Source organism: Variovorax sp. J22R115 (genome assembly GCF_030317005.1).
GTDB lineage: Bacteria > Pseudomonadota > Gammaproteobacteria > Burkholderiales > Burkholderiaceae_C > Variovorax.
Genome location: NZ_JASZYM010000014.1, coordinates 226,995 through 246,052, shown reverse-complemented (window position 1 = coordinate 246,052; position 19,058 = coordinate 226,995). Strand labels below are relative to the sequence as shown.

The following is a 19,058-nucleotide window of genomic DNA, read 5'->3' as shown; positions in this document are numbered from 1 at the left end:
GGCCGGTGGCTGCGACCCCATCCGGCGCTCAGAAAGTGCCGGGCAGCAGGATGCTCGAATCGACCTCGTCGATGTTCGTGCGGCCGCAGAAGGCCATCGTGATGTCGAGTTCCTTGTGAATGATCTGCAGTGCACGCGTCACGCCGGCCTCGCCGAAGGCGCCCAGCGCATAGAGGAAGCTGCGGCCGATCATCGTGCCGTGCGCGCCCAGCGCGCGGGCCTTGAGCACGTCCTGGCCGCTGCGGATGCCGCCGTCCATCCAGACTTCGATCTCCGTGCCCACCGCCTCGGCGATCGCAGGCAGGGCCGCGATGGAAGAGGGTGCACCGTCGAGCTGGCGACCGCCATGGTTGGAGACGATCAGCGCATCGGCGCCGCTGGCCGCCGCGAGGCGTGCGTCCTCGACGTCCATGATCCCCTTCAGGATCAGCTTGCCGCCCCATAGCTTCTTGATCCATTCGACGTCGGCCCAGCTCAGCGTCGGGTCGAACTGCTCGGCGGTCCATGACGAGAGCGAGGACAGGTCCTTCACGTCCTTGGCATGGCCCGCGATGTTGCCGAAGGTGCGGCGCTTGGTGCCCAGCATGCCCATGCACCAGTGCGGCTTGGTCGCGAGGTTCATCAGGTTCTTGATCGTCGGCTTCGGCGGCGCCGTGAGGCCGTTCTTGATGTCCTTGTGTCGCTGGCCGAGGATCTGCAAATCCAGCGTGAGCTGCAACGCGGACACGTTGGCCGCACGCGCGCGTTCGATCAGCCGTTCGATGAAGTCGCGGTCCCGCATCACGTAGAGCTGGAACCAGAAGGGATGGCGTCCCGTGGCCTCGGCGATGTCCTCGAGCGAGCAGATGCTCATGGTCGAGAGCGTGAATGGAATGCCGAAGGCCTTGGCCGCGCGCGCACCGAGGATCTCGCCGTCGGCGTGCTGCATCCCGGCCATGCCGGTGGGCGCGATGGCTACGGGCATCGCGACCTCCTGGCCGATCATGGTCGTGCGGGTCGAGCGACCTTCCATGTTGACCGCCACGCGCTGGCGCAGCTTGATCTTCTGGAAGTCGCTTTCGTTGGCGCGATAGGTCCCTTCGGTCCAGGCCCCGGAGTCCGCGTAGTCGTAAAACATGCGCGGCACGCGACGTTCGGCGATGACTCGCAGGTCTTCGATGTTCGTGATCTTGGAGAGGTCTGGCACTGGGAGAGGCTCCTTGGTTGTCTGTTCGTTGCGTGGTGCCTATTATCCGCAGGCTCTTCCTCCTACAACTTCACACAGAAAAGAGGTGGTTTCCATGAGTTGGCAACAGGTCTACGACCCATTTGGCAGCATGGTGGTTTCGACGGCGCTGGCATCGATTCCCGTCGTCGTCATGCTCGTGTGCCTTGGCTTCCTGCACATGAAGGCGCACCTGGCAGCGGGGCTCGGCCTGCTCAGCGCGCTGTTGATCGCCATCGTTGCCTTCGGCATGCCTGCGGGCCTCGCAGGCCGCGCCGCTTTCCTCGGCGGCCTGACGGGCGTTCTGCCCATCGGCTGGATCGTGCTCAACATCATCTTCCTGCAGCAGCTCGCCGAGCAGAACGGCAGCTTCAAGGTGCTGCAGGATTCGCTCTCGGGCATCACCGAAGACAGGCGCCTGCAGTTGCTGCTGATTGCGTTCTCCTTCGGCGCCTTCTTCGAGGGCGCTGCCGGCTTCGGCACCCCAGTGGCCGTGACGGCCGCGATCCTGATCGGCCTCGGCTTCTCGCCGCTCGCGGCGTCGGGGCTTTCGCTGATCGCCAACACCGCGCCGGTCGCCTTCGGCGCGCTTGGCACGCCGGTCATCACGCTGGCCAAGGTGCACGGCTACGACCTGATGGACGTCACGGCGATGATCGGACGCCAATTGCCTTTCTTCTCGCTGCTGGTGCCCTTCTGGCTCATCTGGGCCTTCGCGGGGCGCAAGGCCATGATGGAAATCTGGCCCGCCATCCTTGTAACCGGCGCATCGTTCGCGATACCCCAGTACCTCGTTTCCAACTTCATCGGCCCCGAACTGGTGGACATCATCGCGGCCATCGTGTCGATGGTGTCGTTGATATTTTTCCTGCGCGTATGGCACCCGAAGACCGTCTGGCGCTCGGTATCGCTCAAGGGGCACGAGCAGGACGGCGGCGCGCCGTCGGCTGCATCGCTCGCCAAGCCGACGCAGCATTCGCGCGAGGAACTGATCCGTGCCTGGACTCCCTGGGCCATCATGACCGTGTTCGTCTTCATCTGGGGCCTGCCGCCGGTGAAGGCATGGCTCAACGGCCTGTTCGCGCCCAACTTCCCCATCACGGGGCTGCACAACCTCGTCGAGAAGGTGCCGCCGATCGTGCCGCAGCCGACCAAAGAGGGCGCGATCTACGCCTTCACGCTGCTGTCGGCGACGGGTACGGGCATCCTGCTGTCGGCCATCGTCGGCGGGCTCGTCGCGAAGTACAGCGTCGGCCAGCTCGTGGTTGCGTATGGCCGCACGCTCAATCTCGTGAAGTACTCGCTGCTCACCATCGCGCTGATGCTCGCGCTGGGCACGCTCACGCGCTATTCGGGGCTCGACAGCACGCTCGGCCTGGCCTTCGCCAACACGGGTGTGCTCTACCCCTTCTTCGGCACGCTGATGGGCTGGCTGGGCGTCGCCTTGACGGGCTCCGACACCGCGTCGAACGTACTCTTCGGCGGCATGCAGAGGGTGGCAGCCGACCAGCTCGGGTTGTCGCCCAACCTCATGGGCGCGGCCAACAGCTCGGGTGGCGTGATGGGCAAGATGATCGACGCGCAGTCGATCGTGGTCGCATCGACCGCCACGCGTTGGTTCAACCACGAAGGCGACATCCTGCGCTACGTGTTCTTCCACTCGATCGCGCTGGCAAGCCTCGTGGGCATCCTGGTGACGCTGCAGGCCTACGTGTGGCCGTTCACGCTGATGGTCGTGAAGTAGAACGCGCGCGACGCACAGGGGTAGCGGCACGGCTGTTGCTTGCACTGAGTGCATGGACAACCAACGCGAACAGGAGCATCCGCATGAACCGCAACGACGTCACCGAGAAGATCATTGCCGTCAAGGTGGCCAAGGGCATCCAGTGGGCCGACGTGGCCAAAAAGGTGGGGCTTTCGAAGGAGTGGACCACTGCGGCCTGCCTCGGCCAGATGACGCTCGACGCCGGACAGGCCAAGATCATCGGCAAGATCTTCGGCCTCAGCGCCGAGGAGCAGAAGTGGCTGCAGGTCGTGCCGTACAAGGGCTCTCTGCCGACCGCCGTGCCGACCGACCCGCTGATCTACCGCTGGTACGAAGTGGTGAGCGTGTACGGCACCACCATCAAGGAACTGATCCACGAGGAGTTCGGCGACGGAATCATGAGCGCGATCGACTTCAGCATGGACATCCAGCGGCAGGCCGACCCGAAGGGCGACCGCGTGAACGTGGTGCTCTCGGGCAAGTTCCTGCCCTACAAGACCTATTGATTGGGCAAGGGCCTGGAGCCGCCGGCCGGCAGCACGATCGTCGAACGGCCGTCGGGCGAGGTGACGGTGGTCGAGTCGCTCAAGGGCAGCGGCGAGCCATCCGGAATGACGACCGTTGCACGGCCGCCGGGCGAGGTCACGTCCTCTTCGCCGGTCGAAATCCCGCCGCGGGCCCGCTCCAATGCGTACCCCGCATCGCGCACGCAGGCATCGCGCTCCGGGCGTGGCAAGGTGCCGTTGTTGCAATAGGCCAGGGTGCGCTGATAGCTTTGCTCCGCCGCAGCAAGGTCTTGCTGGGCGAGCACCGCAGTGCCAGGCACCAGGGCGGCGCAGAAGATCGCGGCATGCATGGGGCATCGGGTCATGGTGCTGCTCCTCAGTGGGATCGCAAGACCCCCATGCTGCCACGAACTGCGGCGAAAGGATCTTCCTATAGACCAGGAAAGCAGGCCCGGTGGGTTCCGCGCCGAATTCTAGAAGCTGGGCACTTCCACCTCGGCCTGCGGCTTCGACGCCAATCCTTTTTGATCGTCCGAGAACTTGTCACCGAAATAGGCGTCGGGAGGCGACCTCAATCGAGGGGGTGACGGGCGCAATCAGGATCGAAAGACAGGACCCCTACTGATTGGCCTGGAGCATCGCGGCCATCTTCTGATGGATCAGATTGACCGCTTTCAAGGGCCGCAGCATCACCTTGAATTCGGTGATCTTGCCTTCGTCGTTCCACTTGATCATGTCGACGCCATTGACCTTGATGCCTTCGAGCTCCAGCTCGAATTCGAGCACCGCGTCCCGATCGCCCGTGAGCTCGCGAACGTACTGGAACGACGGGTTGAAAAACACGTGGAACGCCGCAGCGAGGTACGTCCTCGTGATGGCTTTGCCGACCTGAGGCGTATGCACCACCGGCGAAAGGAAGACGGCATCATCCGCAAGCAGGGTGTCGAGCCCGCGCACGTTGCGTTCCTTGACGAGCTGATGCCATGCGGCGATCGGACTGGACGACATGGGTGAACTCCTTGAATTGAACGAGCGTGGACAGAATCAAGAGCTGCGCGCCCGCGCCCCGGGTGCGATCGTCGGCGGCGCCGCGTTGAGCGTCTCGATGGCGAAGCCGGCGGCCGCCTTGTAGCGTGCCATGAAGGCCTCGCGTTCGGCAGCGGGAATGACCTGATCGATGTCGTCGAACACGCCGCCGCAGCGTTCGTCGACCAGGCCCAGAATGCCGAAGGGGCCCGAACCGCGGTTGCGGAGCACCAGCGCCGAGATGTCGGCGCACAGCTTGTCGTTGTAGGCCTGCAGCGCGGCGCGGCCCACGCCGTGCTCGACCATCGCCGCGCCCAGCACGCGCGCATCGACGATGGCCTGGCTCGCGCCGTTGGAGCCCACCGGGTACATCACGTGCGCCGCGTCGCCGAGCAGCGCCACGTCGCCGTCCACCCAGCTGGGTACGGGATCGCGGTCGATCATGGGGTACTCGAAGATTTCATTGGCCCCGCGCAGCATCGCGGGCACGTCCAGCCAGCCGTAGTCCCAGCCTTCGAAATGGTGGATGAAGTCATCGAGCCCGACGCGACGGTTCCAGTCGCCCTGGGTCCAGCCCTTGGCGTTGTCGACGGTGATCTCGGCGATCCAGTTGATCGTCGCCAAGCCGGTGGCCGGGTCGGGCGGGGAAATCGGGTAGAGCACCACCCGGTGCCGCAAGGACCCGACGCCGACGAAGGACGCGCCGCTGCGAACCGGCACCCCCGGCGTGGTGCCGCGCCACATGATGGCGCCGCCCCACTGGATGGGCGGCTGCGCGGGGTACATCTGCGCCCGCACGGCCGAATGCAGGCCGTCCGCGGCCACCAGCAGGCGGCCTTCGACTTCGGTGCGCTGGTCGTCGCGCGTCTCGATGAGGGCGGTGACGCCCTCGGCGCCATTCCGATAGCCCGTGACCCGGTGGCCGAGGCGAATGGCGCCGGGGCCGAGTCGCTCGACCGCCGCCCGGTACAGCATCATCTGCAACTGGCCGCGGTGCACCGAATACTGCGGCCAGCGGTAACCCGCGAGCAGGCCGCGCGGTTCGGCATAGATGTCGTTGCCGTTGCGGCCGACCAGCGCCCACTCCCGCGCCTGGATGCCGATGGTGCCGAGGACCTTGTCGTCGAAGCCGAGGTCATACAGCTCGCGCACGGCGTTGGGCTGCAGGTTGATGCCCACGCCCAGTGGTTGCAGGTCGGGCACCGCTTCGTAGACGATGCAGGGCACACCGATCTGGTGCAAGGTGAGTGCGAGGGTGATGCCCCCGATGCCGCCCCCGGCGATCAGCACGGGACGAGTGTCGAACGATTCAGCCATGCCCCGGATTGTCATGGAAGCCGGAGGAGGGCGGTGCACGTTCGACTTGCCATTCCAGCGCGATGCTCACACCGCCATTCGGCGACTGCTGCACATCGAAGCTGGCGCCGATGGCCGCCGCCCGGGCACGCATGTTGTCCAGGCCGCGGCCATGCGCCTGCGTCTCCTGCGCACGCACACCCGCGGGAAACCCGATCCCGTTGTCGGTGATGCGGAGCATCACGCGCGGCGCGGCTTCCTCTTGCCAGCGAACCTGCACTTCCACCTGGGAGGCGTGGGCATGCTTCATGACATTGGTGAAGGCTTCAAGCAGGATCCGCTGCACATGCAGCACGACAGGAGGCGACAACTGCCTGAGTTCCGGCAACTCGGCGACGTCCCAGATCACCCCGATGCCGGCCGCCTGCAGGCGCGGCTGCAGGCGGTAGCGCAGTGTGGCCAGCAAAGTGCCGAGGTCGTCGTGCGCCGGCTGCAGCGAGTCGACGGCCATGCGCATCTCGTCGAGCGCCATCTGGACCTGCTCCTTCAGAGCCGTCGGGTCCGTGCCTTTGCGCGTCACCATGTTCAGCAAGCCCACGAGCTGCGAACCCACGCCGTCGTGGATCTCCCGCATGATCCGCTGCCGCTCGATCGAGACCGATTGGTGGTGCTGTTGCTCCCGCAGGGAATCGAAAGCCTGATGCAGTTGGCGCTCGCGTTCTTCCACGCGCCGGGATAGGTCGGCATTGAGTGCCTGGAAGCTCGCGACGGAGCGGTTGTAGCGCTCGGCAACGAACCACATCATGGCGAGCACGAACACGAACATCCCGTGCTGGATGTAGGTGTTGTAGAGGCCGCTCGCACCGGCGACGCGGATCATGACCACGTCGTGCGTGCCTGCCACCAGCGCACCGGCAATCGCCACGGCCAGCACCCACGCCTTCGCGCTGCGGCTCACGAACGCCTCGCGCATGACCAGCGCCAGCGTTGCGAGACCGAGGACCGGAATGAACGTGAACCCGATCGTCATGAGCAGCGGCATGCCCAGCGCGAACGCGAGGGCGTCGAGCACCGAGACCACCACGATCACGCCGTCGATGGCACGTCTCATGCCGCGGGAAAGCGACCCGACCGCGATCAGCGCGAACCGGCACATCAACGCCACGTGGGCCGTGTAGCAGATCGCGGCGACGGCGCCCCAGAGCGGCCATGACACGGGAACATCGGGCCAGGACCGGTCGATGACACGCACCACGCCCAGCAGCGCCGCAACGCTGAACCACCCGTAGAAAGGATCGCGCTGCCGCCACCACAGCACGGCGGTGAGCGCGCCCATGCCGACCAGGCCGGCACCGAAGACCAGCATGGCGAGGTCGCGCCGGAGGATCTGTTTGGAGTACAGATCCTCGATCTGCGGGACCGGTCCGTATCGCACCACCGAGAGGCCACCCAGGCGCTGCGCCTGAATTGTGACCTCGACACGCAGTTCATTGGGGCGATCGGCGTACAGCAGGGCTGCCGGCAGCGTCACCCTGCGCACTGTCTTGGTGGCGTCGAAGAGCGGGTCGCCCAGCGTGCCCCAGCGCTGGACGGTGCTGTCGTTGAGCAGCACGTGCACCTGGTTGCCGACCCGCGAAAACAGCAGGGCCATCGGCTCCGTGTCGACCCGCGGCGGCAGCGTGATGCGGTAGGTCGCACGACCGCCCAGGCCGGGGAACTCGCGGTCCCAGCGGCGGGCAAGGTCGACCTCCCCTTCGCTCGGCGGCCCGCCCTGCGGCTCCAGCAATGCGTGGGCCCTGTCGAGCATGACGACCCCGGGCTCGCTTGCCGCGAAAGCCGGCGCGAAGCAGCAGAGGGCCGCGATCGCCCAGACCAGCGTGACGATCCACCGGACAGGCGCTGTCCGCCGAGCCGCCCCGCCCATGAACCTGCCCACTCGCACTAGCGGAGCAACCCGAGCTGCCGCGCTTCGAACACGGCTTCGGTCTTGTTGTGCACGTCGAGCTTTCCGTAGATGTTGCGGACGTGGCTTTGAACGGTGGAGAGCAGGATGCCCATGCGTTGTGCCGTCTCGGCGTAGGTGAAACCGCGGGCGACCAGCCCCAGCACTTCCGTCTCCCGCGGCGACAGGGCTTCCCTGCCCGGCGCTACCTCCGCCGTCGCCGACGCGGGGCGCGCCTGCCATTGCACGAGCAACTGCCGCGCGATGATCGGCGACATGGGCGATCCGCCCGCATGCAGGCTCAACACGTGTGCGGCGAGATCGGCTTCGGTCCCGTCCTTCAGCAGGTAGCCGCCGGCACCGGCCTCGAAGGCACGGAGCATGTTCACCTCGTCGCCGAAGATGGTCAGAACCATCATTGCGCAGGCGGGCTGCAGGTCGCGGCAGCGCCGAATGACTTCCAGTCCGGAGCGATCCGGCAGCCCCAGGTCGACCAACAGGACGTCCACGGGATTGCTGGCGAACCACGCAAGCAGCTCGCCCGCCGTCGATGCGCCGAAGGCCAGGCGCAGGCTGGGCTCGGCCGCAATGACCCGTTCGAAGCGCTCGCGCATGCCCGGATCGTCTTCGACGAGGGCAACGCTGACGGGGGCTTGAGGGTTCGGATTCGACAAACGGCAACTCCACAGGTACGCCCGGATGTTCGCACGATCGATCGTGACTTATGGGAAGTGGACACCCCATGAACTGAGGATGTTCACGCGCCGGGCGCCCGGTAGCGTCGGAAGTGGTCGAAACAGTCCCGCAGTGGGGGTCGGCCGAGCCCTGAAAGGACTGCGCCGCAGTGGAGATATCTTTTCAATTGATGTTCAGCTCGCTGACGCTGGTGGTGGCAGGCGTCACGCTCGCCCTGTCGCCTCCGGAGAAGCGCATCGAATTCCTGCTGCACATCATCTTGGTGACGTTGCTGACTGTCGTCGTCGTCGAGATGGATTAGTCCGGTCGGCGGCACAGTAGCCGCGGATCTCGTCCGCCAGGGCATGCACGCGTCGCTGCATCAGCGCAGAATCGCCGGTCCATCACCCAGAGAGAAAGTCACATGCGATTCCTGGTTGTAGGCGCTGGTGCGCTGGGCGGTTATTTCGGCGGGCGACTGCTGGAGGCGGGCGAGGACGTGACCTTCCTGCTGCGGCCTCGTCGCGCGGCTCAACTCGCGAAGACCGGCCTGGTGATCAAGAGTCCGCGTGGCGACCTCACGCTGCCGTCGCCGCCCTCGGTACAAGCGGAGGGCATCGGCGGCCCCTATGACGTGGTGGTCGTCGGTTGCAAGGCCTACGACCTCGCCGAGACGATGAACTCGTTCGCACCTGCGGTCGGACCGAACACGGCGATCCTTCCCCTGCTCAATGGCATGCGTCACCTCGACGAACTCGCCGAGCGCTTCGGCCGCGAGCACGTGCTGGGCGGCCTGGGCATGATCTCCGCGGTGCTCGACGATGCGGGCTCGGTGCTTCATCTCAGTGACGTGCATGGCCTGACCTATGGCGAACTCGACGGTTCGCGCTCACCCCGCATGCACGCGTTGAACGCGGCTTTTGCCAAGGCCCGCTTCGATGGCGTGGCCTCCGACAACGTTCTTCAGGACATGTGGGAAAAGTGGATGCTCATCGCATCGGCGGCCAGCATGACCTGCCTGATGCGCGCCACCGTCGGCGACATCGTGCGCAGCGGCGGGACGGACCTCGCCAACGGCATGGTGCAGGAGTGTGTGGCCATCGCACGCCACAACGGCTTCGCCCCGCGGGCAGTGGCCATCGAGCGTGCCCGGGCCATCCTGACCGCGGCCGACTCGATGATGACCGCCTCGATGTTCAAGGACATCGAGCGCGGTGCGCCCATCGAGGCGGACCACATCGTCGGCGATCTGTTGCGGCGCGGCGCGGGTGGCAAGAAGTTATTGCTGTTGCGGGTGGCTCATGCGCACCTCAAGGCCTATGAGGCGCGGCGTGCGAGGGAGTCGCGCCCGACCCCTTGATCCTGCCCGACCTCCCCGTCACTGGCGGGCAGTGCGTCTCGCAGTGCTTCTTCGCCCTTGTCGGTGATGGCGAGCGCCTGTGCGGGCCGATGGATCTTCCCGCCGCCCGGGATTTCCTCGACCGGCGGAATCACCGCGGTGACCAGGCCGGCTGCCTGCAAAACGCGCAGTTTGTCGATCTGCGCGGGTGCATAGATCGTGCAAGGCAGTCCTTGCTTGGCAATCTGTTGAAGGAATTCCAATGGCATCCGAAATCTCCCTGCATCGTCAGAATCTCATTCGAGGACTACTTCAGCCTGCAGAACGGCCACCCTTCGACGTTGGCCCAGATGCATGCGCGGATCCAGGCGACCACGACATGGGGATCCTGAGCTTGCGGCACGGTTGTCATCCTGATCAACATCATGGGCCTCCATACGGCTGTTCTATGACGTAGTTGTATGCGACGCGAGGGGCGCGGCCCAGCAGTGGAAGGCCAACGCTATCGTGATCCGTCGGGCGGCCTTCGCGTACGCCAACCGCCTGTCCTTGGCCGTCGTCAACCGCTGACAGGCGTCGGACGCGACCCCGCGGCTCAGCGTTTCGCGCCGGTCACCACGCCCGCGCCGCGCACCTCGAGCCTGATTTCGTCGACCACCTGTCCGCGCGCGTCGACCAACTCGACCCGGTGCCGGCCCGGCCAGGGCAGCCATTGCGCGCTGTTTCCGCGCGCGAACGGTTTGCCGTCGATGCGCCATTGCAGGCCGCGCCCCTCGGCCTCGAATCGCACGCGCTGGCGATTAGGCGGGATGTCGGGGTCGAGCGCGATGATGGTGCCGTTGGATGGGGCCGTGATGCGCGACGCCGCTTCCGTCGCCGAGGCGTCGGGCGCCAGCGCGAAGACCGCCTGTTCGGTGCCCGCGATGAACCATTCGTTGCGTGCCGCTTCCAGTTCGTCGCCGAAGCGCACGCGCGTCTGCACGAGCCCGGCGGGTGGCGCGGGTGCACGGCTGGCTTCATTGCGGTGCAGATAGCCCATCACCTCGGTCCAGACCGGCGCCGCGCCGCTGGTGCCGCTGACATCCCACATCGGCGCGCCGCTCGCATTGCCGACCCACACGCCGACGGTGTAGCGCTGCGACCATCCGACCGCCCAGTTGTCGCGCATGTCCTTGCTGGTGCCGGTCTTCACTGCCGTCCAGAAGCGGGTGGCGAGCACGCTGTCGAGGCCGAAGGTGCGCGCGCGGGCGTTGGTGTCGCTCAGGATGTCGCCCACGATGAACGCGGCGCGCGGGTCGATGGACGGGACGTCATCGCGTCTGGCTGCGAGTTGCCGGGGCACGAATCGCGTCTCGCCGAACCCTCCGCCATTCGCCAGCGTCCGGTAGCCGTTCGTCAGTGCCAGCAGCGACACCTCGGCGCTGCCCAGCGCCAGGCTGTAGCCGTAGTAGTCGCCGCTTTGAGCGAGTGGCATGCCGGCCGAACGAAGCTGGCGCGCGAAGGCCTCGGGGGACACCATCACCAGGGTGCGAACCGCCGGCACGTTGAGCGAGGCCGCGAGCGCGGTGCGAACCGACACGTAGCCCTTGAACTGCCGGTCGTAGTTCTGGGGGATGTAGAGCCCGCTGGCCGTATTGATCTGGGCCGACGAGTCATCGAGCAGCGACGCTGCCGTCAGCCGACGCTCGGCGATGGCCTCCGCATAGAGGAAAGGCTTGAGGGTGGAGCCCGGCTGGCGCTGCGCAAGCACGCCGTCCACCTCGGCCGCACGGCTCAGGTCGCCGGACGATCCGACCCAGGCGAGCACCTCGCCGCTGGCGTTGTCGAGCACCACGAGTGCGCCGTCTTCCACGTTGCGGCCGCGCAGTTCGCGCAGGTGGCGCTGCAGCGTGCCCAGCGCAAAGCGCTGCAGCGGCGCACGCAGCGTCGTGCGGACGGTCTCGGGGTTGGGGCCGGATTCCTTCAGCGCCCGCCGCGCAAGATGCGGCGCGATGCCTTCGCTGGCCTCGAAGCCGCGGCGCTGCAGTGCCGCGCTCGCGAACATGTCGAGCGCCTCGCAGTCCGGCTTGCTCTCGGGCTCCATCGCGCGCATCAGCTCGCAGCTGCGTTGCGCGACGAGGGCCGGCTTGGCGTTGGGTGCGCGCACCAGCGCCGCGGCCAGAGCGGCTTCGCGCGCATCCAGGCCATGGGGGGCTTTGCCGAACAAGGTGCGCGAGAGCGCGTCGATGCCGACGATCTCGCCCCGGAAGGGCACGGTGTTGAGATACGCCTCCAGGATCTGGTCCTTGCGCCAGTAGCGCTCAAGCTGCTGCGCGGCCACCGTCTGGCCGAGCTTCTGCGTGAGGCTGCGGCCACCGCCGCCGCGCCGCAGGTCGTCGTCGAGCAGGCCGGCGAGCTGCATCGTGATGGTCGATGCGCCGCGCGTGCGCGTGTTCCATACGTTGCCCCAGGCTGCGGACGAGACGGCGCGCCAGTCCACGCCGCTGTGCTCGTAGAAGCGCTTGTCTTCGCTCAGCACCATCGCGGTGCGCAGGGCCGGGGAGACGTCCGCCAGCGCGACCCACTGGCCGCGGCGCACAGTGCTGTCCGTGCGCACGCGCTGCAGGAGTTCGCCATCCCTGTCGACGATCAGCGTGTCGGAAGGATGGAAGTCGCGGCGCACCTCAGTGAAGCTCGGGAGCGCCCATGCGGAGCCAGCCAGCAGCGCGGCCAGTGCGATCGATGCGGCGGCTGTCAGACGACGGTTGGGCACGGCAATGCTCCCCGCGCGCGGATCAGGCCATGCCGAGCAGATGGGCCAGCGTGCGATCGGGCGCGGCTCGCTGCACTGACACGTTTCGTTCCAACTCGCGCAGGTGCTCGTCCATGAGCTGCACCGCGCCTTCGGCGTCGCCGCGCGCGACGCAATCCACGATGCGTTCGTGCTCCTCGTGTTCGCAGGCGGCATTGCCCGGCGGCTCGTACAGCGCCACGATGAGCGAGCAGCGCGACACCATCTCGACCAGGTAGCGCTCCAGGATCGGGTTGCGCGCCAGCCCCGCCAGGCCCAGGTGAAAGGAACTCGCCAGCCGCGCCCAGGCCGGCTGGTCGAAGCGGTTCATCGCGTCGTGTTCCTGCTTGAGCTGCTTGCGCAGCTCCGCCACGTCGCGTGCGGTCGCGTTCTGCGTCGCCAGATTGACGATGATCGCCTCGAGCCCCCGCCGCGCCTCGAAGATCTGCCGCGTCTCCTCGGGTGAGGGCACCGCTATGATCGCGCCGCGGTTGGGCCGCAATTGCACGATGTGGTCATGCGCCAGCCGCTGCAGCACCTTGCGGACCACCGAGCGGCTCACGCCGAACAACTCGCACAACGAACTCTCCGGCAGCTTGGTGCCGGGCGTGAGCCGCTGGTTCATCACGCTGTCGAACACGGCCCGGTAGATGCGCGATTCGACGTCGTCGCCTTCGTCCACCGACGACAGGGCGCCGGTCGGACGCAAAGGCGTATCGACGGCGGGAAGACGGGCGGTTCTGGAGCGTGGCATGGGAACGGGAACGAGATCGGGGAGCGCGGACAGCGGGCCCCGCTAGCTTGCCACATGCGCAGCCACGTGCCTGCAGACGGCGCCTGGCGTCGTGAACCAGACCTCGCCGCGGTCGCGCAGGGCCGCGAGGTGCTGCAGCGCGCGGCGCAGGTGCCGCAGGCGGTAGGGCTGGCCCACGATGTAGGGGTGCAGCGCGACGCCCATCACCAGCGGCTGCCGGCGTGACTGTTCGAGCATCTCGTCGGCGTTGTCGATGATCATCTGCGCGAAATCCTTCGCGTCCATCTGCCTGGCAATGATCATCGGGATGTCGTTCAGCTCCTGCGGGTAGGGCACCGACCACAGCGTGCGGCCGCTGCGTGTGCGCATGGGCATGGGCTGGTCGTCGTGGCACCAATTGAGGGTGTAGCTGTAGCCGGCCTCGGCCAGCAGGTCCGGCGTGTGGCGGCTCTCCGAAATCCACGGCGAGAGCCAGCCCGATGGCGCCTCGCCGCTTTCTTCCAGCATGCGGGCGCGGCAACGGATCAGCAGGGCGCCTTCGTTCTTCTCGTCCATGTCGGCCTGGCGCTCCGAGTTGCTGTGGCCATGCCCGATGAGCTCGTCGCCCCGCGCGACGCAGGCCGCGATCAGCTCGGGGCAGTGGTCGTAGAGCGCGGTGTTCAGCAGCGTGCCCGAAGGCAGGCCCAGGCTGTCGAACAGTTCGAGCATGCGCCACGCGCCCACCCGATTGCCGTATTCGCGCCAGGAGTGATTCAGCACGTCGGGATGCGGTGCCGCCGGGCCGATGCACGCGCCCATGCCTTCGCCGAACGCGAAGTGCTCGAGATTGAGGCCGATGTAGACGGCCAGGCGGGCGCCGTTCGGCCAGGCGTGGCCTGCGCGGCGGGTGATGGGCAGGTAGTCGAAGCGCTCATGGGCGGGCAGGGGGCCGAGATAGCGGGCGGCGGGCATGCGGGGTCTCCAGAGGGGCAGGTGTCTTTGCGTCTGCAAGATCCGGACCAATTGTTGACAATTGGTTGAGCGATATGTACGCATGAAGTTGTCGACATTGGCGACATTGGCACGGCGCTTGCATCACGCAGCGCTTCCATTCACGGAGAGAACCGCCATGTCCCTTTTTGCACGCCGCACCGTCCTTTCCAGTGCATTCGCGCTGGCCTTCGTCACCCTGACCGGCACCGCGCTCGCCGCGGATCCGATCAAGATCGGCCTGGTCACGGCCCTGTCGGGACAGTCGGCCTTGTCGGGCGAGGCCATCACGCGCGGCCTGCAACTCGCGATCGACGAGGTCAACGCCAAGGGAGGCCTGCTCGGCGGACGTAAGCTGGAACTGGTGCGTCGCGACGACGAGGCGAATCCGGCCAAGGGCGTGACCGCGGCGCGCGAACTCATCTTCAAGGAGAAGGTCGCGGTGCTTTTTGGTGGCTTGGACACGCCGGTCTCGATGGCGATCGTGCCGCTCGTCAACCAGGAAAAGGTGCCCTTCATGGGCCCGTGGGCCGCGGGCACGCCGATCACCAGGAACGGCGCCAATCCCAACTACGCCTTCCGCGTCTCGGCCGTCGACGAAGTGGTCGACAAGGCCATGCTGCAGTACGCGCAGAAGACCTTCAAGGCGGCCAAGCCGGGGATGATCCTCGTGAACAACCCGTGGGGCGAATCGAACGAGAAGGGTCTGAAAGCGGCGCTGGCCGAGAAGGGCGTGGCCGTCGCGGGCGTCGAGAAATTCGAGGCGAACGATCTGGACATGGTCCCGCAGCTCACGCGCCTGAAGGCGGCGGGCGCCGATTCTCTCTTCCTCGTTGCCAACGTGGGCCCTTCGGCACAGGTGGTGAAGTCGCTGGACCGCATGGGCTGGAAGGTGCCGGTGGTCTCGCACTGGGGCCCGGCAGGCGGCCGTTTCACCGAACTGGCCGGCCCGAACGCGAAGGACGTGCACTTCGTGCAGACCTACAGCTTCTTCGGCAAGCAATCGCCGGTGGGCGAGCGCGTCATCAAGTCGCTCATGGCCAAGTACCCGGCCATCAAGGGCCCGGGCGACATCACGCCGGCCGTGGGCGTGGCGAACGCGTATGACGGCATGCACCTCGCGGCGCTCGCCATCGCTCAGGCCGGCTCGACCGACGGCGACGCCGTGCGACAGGGCTTCTACAAGATCGCCAGCTACGACGGACTCATCAAGAAGTACGCGGCGCCCTTCACCGCTGCCAACCACGACGCGCTGGGCGTGGACGACTACGTGTGGGCGCAGTTCATCGACGACCGCATCCTGCCCGTCGGCGTGACGGTCAACTGAAGGCGCTCGCGCCGCGTCTGAAGAAGGTCCACGCACGATGTCGATGTTGTCCGCGCTGCTCAGTGGCTTCGGCCTGGGGAGCATGTATGGCCTGATGGCCTTGGGGTTCTACGTGACCTATGCCGTGTCGGGCACGGTCAACTTTGCACAGGGCAGTTCGATGATGCTGGGTGCGGTGCTGACCTTCACCTTCGCGCAGACGCTCGGCTGGCCGCTGGTTCCGGCCGTGGTGCTGGCGCTGTGCGGGTGCGCGCTCTATGGGCTGGTGGTCGAGTTCCTCGCCGTGCGGCCCTTTGCGAGCCGGGGCTCGAACGCATGGCTGATCGCCACGGTGGCCCTCGGCATCGTGCTCGACAACCTGGTGCTGTTCACTTTCGGCAAGGAGCCGCGCAGCCTGCCGTCGCCACTGGCGGTGTCGCCGGTGACTGTGGGTGGTGTGGAACTGGGCGTGTATCCGTTGCAGATCGTCATTCCCATCGTCGGGCTGCTGCTCGCGGGGCTGCTGCATGCGGTGTCGCGCCGCACGCGCTGGGGCGTCGCGATGCTCGCGGTGGTGCAGAACCGCGACGCGGCACGGTTGATGGGCATCCCGATCCGGCGCGTCGTCGCGCTGGCGTTCGCGATGTCGGCGGTCTTCGCGGGCGTGGCGGGCGTGTTGATCGCGCCGCTGCTGAACGTCAACGCCGACATGGGCACGCTGTTCGGCCTGAAGGCCTTCGCGGTCGCGATCCTGGGCGGCATCGGCAGCCCGTGGGGCGTGATGATCGCGGGGCTGCTCTTCGGCATCCTGGAATCGCTGATCACGTCGACGCTGGGTTCTAGCTACACGCAGATCATCAGCTTCGGACTGGTGATCGTGGCGCTGGCGTTGCGGCCCAACGGGCTCTTCGGCCGGGCGGAGGTGAAGAAGGTATGAGTGCCGTGCTGACATCGCCCTTGCGGTCTTCGACGGTCAACGACCGCTTGCTGGGTCTGGGCTCCTCGGGCCAGATCGCCGCCGTGCTCGTTCTGCTCGCCGCGGGGCTGGCGGCAGCGGCGAGCGTCAACGGTTACTACGTCTTCGTGCTGGCCAACGTTGCGCTGTTGGCGATCGCCGGCATCGGCCTCAACGTGCTGCAGGGGCTGACCGGACAGGTCTCCTTCGGCCACGTGGGCTTCTACGCCATCGGGGCCTATGCGGTGGGCATCCTCACCACCAAGGCCGGGTGGAGCTTCTGGGCGGCTTGGCCCGTCGCGGCCTTGCTCGCCGGGGCGATGGGGGCCTTGCTCGCATTGCCGGCGCTGCGGGTCAAGGGGCCGTACCTCGCGATGATCACCATCGCCTTCGGCTTCATCGTCGAGCACAGCGTGGTCGAAATGCGTGATCTCACGGGCGGCCAGAACGGGATCATGGGCATCGCTGCGCCGGCGATGTTCGGCGTCGGCGGCGAAAAGGCGATGGCGATGCTGGCCATCGTCACCGCCGGCATGTCGTTGGCATTGTTTACCTGGCTGTCGCGCGGAACCTGGGGCGCAGCGATGCGCGCGGTGCGCGACAGCGAAACGGCGGCCGAGTCGGTCGGCATCGATCCGCTCGTCGTCAAGACGGTCGCGTTCGCGATTTCCGCAGTGGCGGCCGGCGTGGCCGGCGGTCTGTTCGCGCCGCTGTCGGGCTTCGTCACGCCGAGCACCTTCGGCTTCGGCCAGTCGATCCTGTTCGTGCTGGTGGTGGTCATCGGTGGGTCCGGGTCGATCGCGGGGCCGCTGGTGGGAGCGGTCCTGGTGGCGCTCCTGCCGGAGGTGCTTTCGAGCCTGGAGGAATACCGTCTGCTGTTCTTCGGTGCCATGCTGCTCGTCGTGCTGTGGGTTGCGCCCGATGGCGCCGTGGGCCTGTGGGAGAAGCTTCGCCGGCGCCTTGTCGGTGAAGAAGTGCTACCCGTGGAAAAAACTCCGTTGAACGCGACCCCGCTGCGTGCCCGCTCCCGAAGCGCTCTCGTGTCCGATCGGCTCTCGATGCAGTTCGGCGGCGTACGCGCTGCGAGCGATCTGAGCTTCGAAACGGCGCCGGCCCGCATCACCAGCCTGATCGGCCCGAACGGCGCCGGCAAGTCGACCGTGCTCAACATGCTGAGTGGCTTCTACAGGCCCACCGGAGGCGATTTCAAGATCGCGGGCGATTCGCTCCGAGGCTTGCCGTCGCATGCGATTGCGCGACGCGGCATCGCGCGCACCTACCAGACATCCCAGCTCTTCGGCAGCCTGAGCGTCGAGGACAACGTGGCGCTGGCCGTGAGCCGGGGCTCGCTCGGCATGCTCTTCGGCGCGAGTCGTTTCAGCGCGCCGCAGTGCCGTACGCAGGCCCGTGCACTGCTGGACTTCTGCGGCTATCGAGGCCATCCGCACACTCGCGCCGCCGATCTTCCGCACGTGGACAAACGCCTGGTGGAAATTGCGCGTGCCTTGGCGACGGACCCGCAAGTGCTGTTGCTCGACGAGCCTGCGGCCGGCCTTTCACGCGGCGACAAGGAGCGCCTCGCAGCCTTGCTTCGGCACATCGCCGATGCCGGCGTCGGCGTGCTGCTGGTCGAGCACGACATGGAGTTGGTCATGGGCATCTCGCATCGGGTGGTGGTGCTCGACGCAGGCCAGCATCTGGCTGCGGGCGCACCGGGCGAGGTGCGGTCCGATCCGCGCGTGCGGCAGGCTTATCTGGGTGAGGATCTCGCGCACCACGCGATCGAGCGCAGGCCCTCGACGACGCTTGCGGAGACCGCGGACGAGATGCTGGGCGTCGGCTCGCTGGTCGCCGGCTACGGCGCCGAGCCTGTGCTGCATGGCATCGATCTTCAGGTCCGTGGCGGCGAGGTCGTCGCATTGCTCGGCGCCAACGGTTCGGGCAAGTCGACGTTGATGCGTTCGCTGGCGGGCCTGCATCGGCCGGTGCAGGGAGGGATCCATCTGCAAGGCCACGAACTCTCGCAATTGGCCGCGGAACTCATCGTGCAACACGGCCTGGTCCTGGTGCCCGAAGGACGGCAGGTGTTTGCGGAGTTGAGCGTGGTCGACAACATCCGGCTCGGTGCGTTTCGCCAGCCTGTCGGTCTCGAAGCCAGGGTCGAGGACATGTTTCGGCGCTTCCCGCGGTTGCGCGAGCGGCAGCATCAGCGCGCGGGTCTGCTGTCGGGCGGCGAGCAACAGATGTTGGCCATCGCACGCGGGCTGATGGCGCGACCGCGCATCCTGCTGCTCGACGAGCCCTCGCTAGGTCTTGCCCCGAAGGTGATTGCCGAGCTTTTCGCGGCGCTCGACGTGCTGCGCGAGGAGGGAATGACGATCCTGCTGGTCGACCAGATGGCCAGTCTCGCGCTGGCGCTGGCCGACAGGGCCTACGTGATCGAAGGAGGGCGCATCGTCGCGCAGGGCACCGCGGAGCAGATCGCGAGCGACGATGCGCTGGCGCGGGCCTATCTGGGTGCCGGAGAGGCCCCGGGACAGGCGCAGTGACG

17 protein-coding genes are annotated in these 19,058 nt (G+C 66.9%); 8 read left to right on the top strand and 9 right to left on the bottom strand.

Features of this window, described 5'->3' with window-relative positions:
- Positions 1-28 precede the first annotated feature (28 nt).
- Positions 29-1,186, bottom strand: coding sequence for an alpha-hydroxy acid oxidase (locus QTI04_RS24795; protein ID WP_286599320.1), 1,158 nt, complete (start codon positions 1,184-1,186; stop codon positions 29-31).
- Positions 1,187-1,280: 94 nt separating this feature from the next.
- On the opposite strand from QTI04_RS24795, the gene QTI04_RS24790 reads away from it, so the two are divergent.
- Positions 1,281-2,948 carry an L-lactate permease gene (locus tag QTI04_RS24790; RefSeq protein WP_286599322.1) on the top strand — a complete coding sequence of 556 codons (1,668 nt, stop codon included), beginning with the start codon at positions 1,281-1,283 and terminating at the stop codon, positions 2,946-2,948.
- Between the two features lie 83 nt (positions 2,949-3,031).
- On the top strand, positions 3,032-3,475 hold the full coding sequence (cynS, locus tag QTI04_RS24785) for a cyanase (RefSeq protein WP_286599324.1): 444 nt from the start codon (positions 3,032-3,034) through the stop codon (positions 3,473-3,475).
- Here cynS and QTI04_RS24780 read toward each other — a convergent pair.
- The 5 genes from QTI04_RS24780 to QTI04_RS24760 form a co-directional block, all read right to left on the bottom strand.
- On the bottom strand, positions 3,469-3,840 hold the full coding sequence (locus QTI04_RS24780; RefSeq protein WP_286599325.1) for a hypothetical protein: 372 nt from the start codon (positions 3,838-3,840) through the stop codon (positions 3,469-3,471). The genes cynS and QTI04_RS24780 overlap by 7 nt on opposite strands.
- Before the next feature lie 253 nt (positions 3,841-4,093).
- Complete coding sequence (locus QTI04_RS24775) at positions 4,094-4,483, bottom strand: nuclear transport factor 2 family protein (RefSeq protein ID WP_286599327.1); 390 nt, start codon at positions 4,481-4,483, stop codon at positions 4,094-4,096.
- Positions 4,484-4,519: 36 nt separating this feature from the next.
- Positions 4,520-5,818 (bottom strand): flavin-dependent oxidoreductase, encoded by a 1,299-nt coding sequence (locus QTI04_RS24770; protein WP_286617891.1) that lies wholly within the window; start codon positions 5,816-5,818, stop codon positions 4,520-4,522.
- The gene (locus tag QTI04_RS24765) at positions 5,811-7,604 is read right to left on the bottom strand and encodes an ATP-binding protein (protein WP_286617890.1); all 1,794 of its coding nucleotides are present in this window, start codon (positions 7,602-7,604) and stop codon (positions 5,811-5,813) included. The genes QTI04_RS24770 and QTI04_RS24765 overlap by 8 nt, the downstream gene beginning before the upstream one ends.
- A gap of 134 nt (positions 7,605-7,738) precedes the next feature.
- The gene (locus QTI04_RS24760; RefSeq protein WP_286599331.1) at positions 7,739-8,413 is read right to left on the bottom strand and encodes a response regulator transcription factor; all 675 of its coding nucleotides are present in this window, start codon (positions 8,411-8,413) and stop codon (positions 7,739-7,741) included.
- Positions 8,414-8,583: 170 nt separating this feature from the next.
- Here QTI04_RS24760 and QTI04_RS24755 point away from each other — a divergent pair, with 170 nt between their 5' ends.
- The 3 genes from QTI04_RS24755 (at position 8,584) to QTI04_RS24745 (ending at position 10,145) form a co-directional block, all read left to right on the top strand.
- Positions 8,584-8,736 (top strand): hypothetical protein, encoded by a 153-nt coding sequence (locus QTI04_RS24755; RefSeq protein WP_286617889.1) that lies wholly within the window; start codon positions 8,584-8,586, stop codon positions 8,734-8,736.
- A 102-nt stretch (positions 8,737-8,838) separates the two neighbouring features.
- On the top strand, positions 8,839-9,774 hold the full coding sequence (gene panE / locus QTI04_RS24750; protein ID WP_286617888.1) for a 2-dehydropantoate 2-reductase: 936 nt from the start codon (positions 8,839-8,841) through the stop codon (positions 9,772-9,774).
- On the top strand, positions 9,771-10,145 hold the full coding sequence (locus QTI04_RS24745) for a hypothetical protein (RefSeq protein ID WP_286617887.1): 375 nt from the start codon (positions 9,771-9,773) through the stop codon (positions 10,143-10,145). The genes panE and QTI04_RS24745 overlap by 4 nt, the downstream gene beginning before the upstream one ends.
- Positions 10,146-10,348: 203 nt before the next feature.
- Here QTI04_RS24745 and pbpC read toward each other — a convergent pair whose 3' ends face one another.
- From pbpC to QTI04_RS24730, 3 genes are read right to left on the bottom strand one after another with little or no spacing between them, the layout of a single operon-like run.
- Positions 10,349-12,472, bottom strand: coding sequence for a penicillin-binding protein 1C (gene pbpC / locus QTI04_RS24740; protein WP_286617902.1), 2,124 nt, complete (start codon positions 12,470-12,472; stop codon positions 10,349-10,351).
- Between the two features lie 55 nt (positions 12,473-12,527).
- Positions 12,528-13,277 (bottom strand): GntR family transcriptional regulator, encoded by a 750-nt coding sequence (locus tag QTI04_RS24735; protein ID WP_286617886.1) that lies wholly within the window; start codon positions 13,275-13,277, stop codon positions 12,528-12,530.
- Positions 13,278-13,319: 42 nt separating this feature from the next.
- Complete coding sequence (locus QTI04_RS24730; RefSeq protein WP_286617885.1) at positions 13,320-14,228, bottom strand: polysaccharide deacetylase family protein; 909 nt, start codon at positions 14,226-14,228, stop codon at positions 13,320-13,322.
- 157 nt (positions 14,229-14,385) lie between these two features.
- Here QTI04_RS24730 and QTI04_RS24725 point away from each other — a divergent pair, with 157 nt between their 5' ends.
- The 3 genes from QTI04_RS24725 to QTI04_RS24715 are packed head-to-tail and all read left to right on the top strand — an operon-like array spanning position 14,386 to position 19,056.
- Positions 14,386-15,573 carry an ABC transporter substrate-binding protein gene (locus QTI04_RS24725; protein ID WP_286617884.1) on the top strand — a complete coding sequence of 396 codons (1,188 nt, stop codon included), beginning with the start codon at positions 14,386-14,388 and terminating at the stop codon, positions 15,571-15,573.
- Positions 15,574-15,610: 37 nt separating this feature from the next.
- Positions 15,611-16,489, top strand: a complete 879-nt coding sequence (locus tag QTI04_RS24720; RefSeq protein ID WP_286617883.1) for a branched-chain amino acid ABC transporter permease — start codon at positions 15,611-15,613, stop codon at positions 16,487-16,489.
- The gene (locus QTI04_RS24715) at positions 16,486-19,056 is read left to right on the top strand and encodes a branched-chain amino acid ABC transporter ATP-binding protein/permease (RefSeq protein ID WP_286617882.1); all 2,571 of its coding nucleotides are present in this window, start codon (positions 16,486-16,488) and stop codon (positions 19,054-19,056) included. The genes QTI04_RS24720 and QTI04_RS24715 overlap by 4 nt, the downstream gene beginning before the upstream one ends.
- The last annotated feature ends 2 nt before the right edge of the window (positions 19,057-19,058 follow it).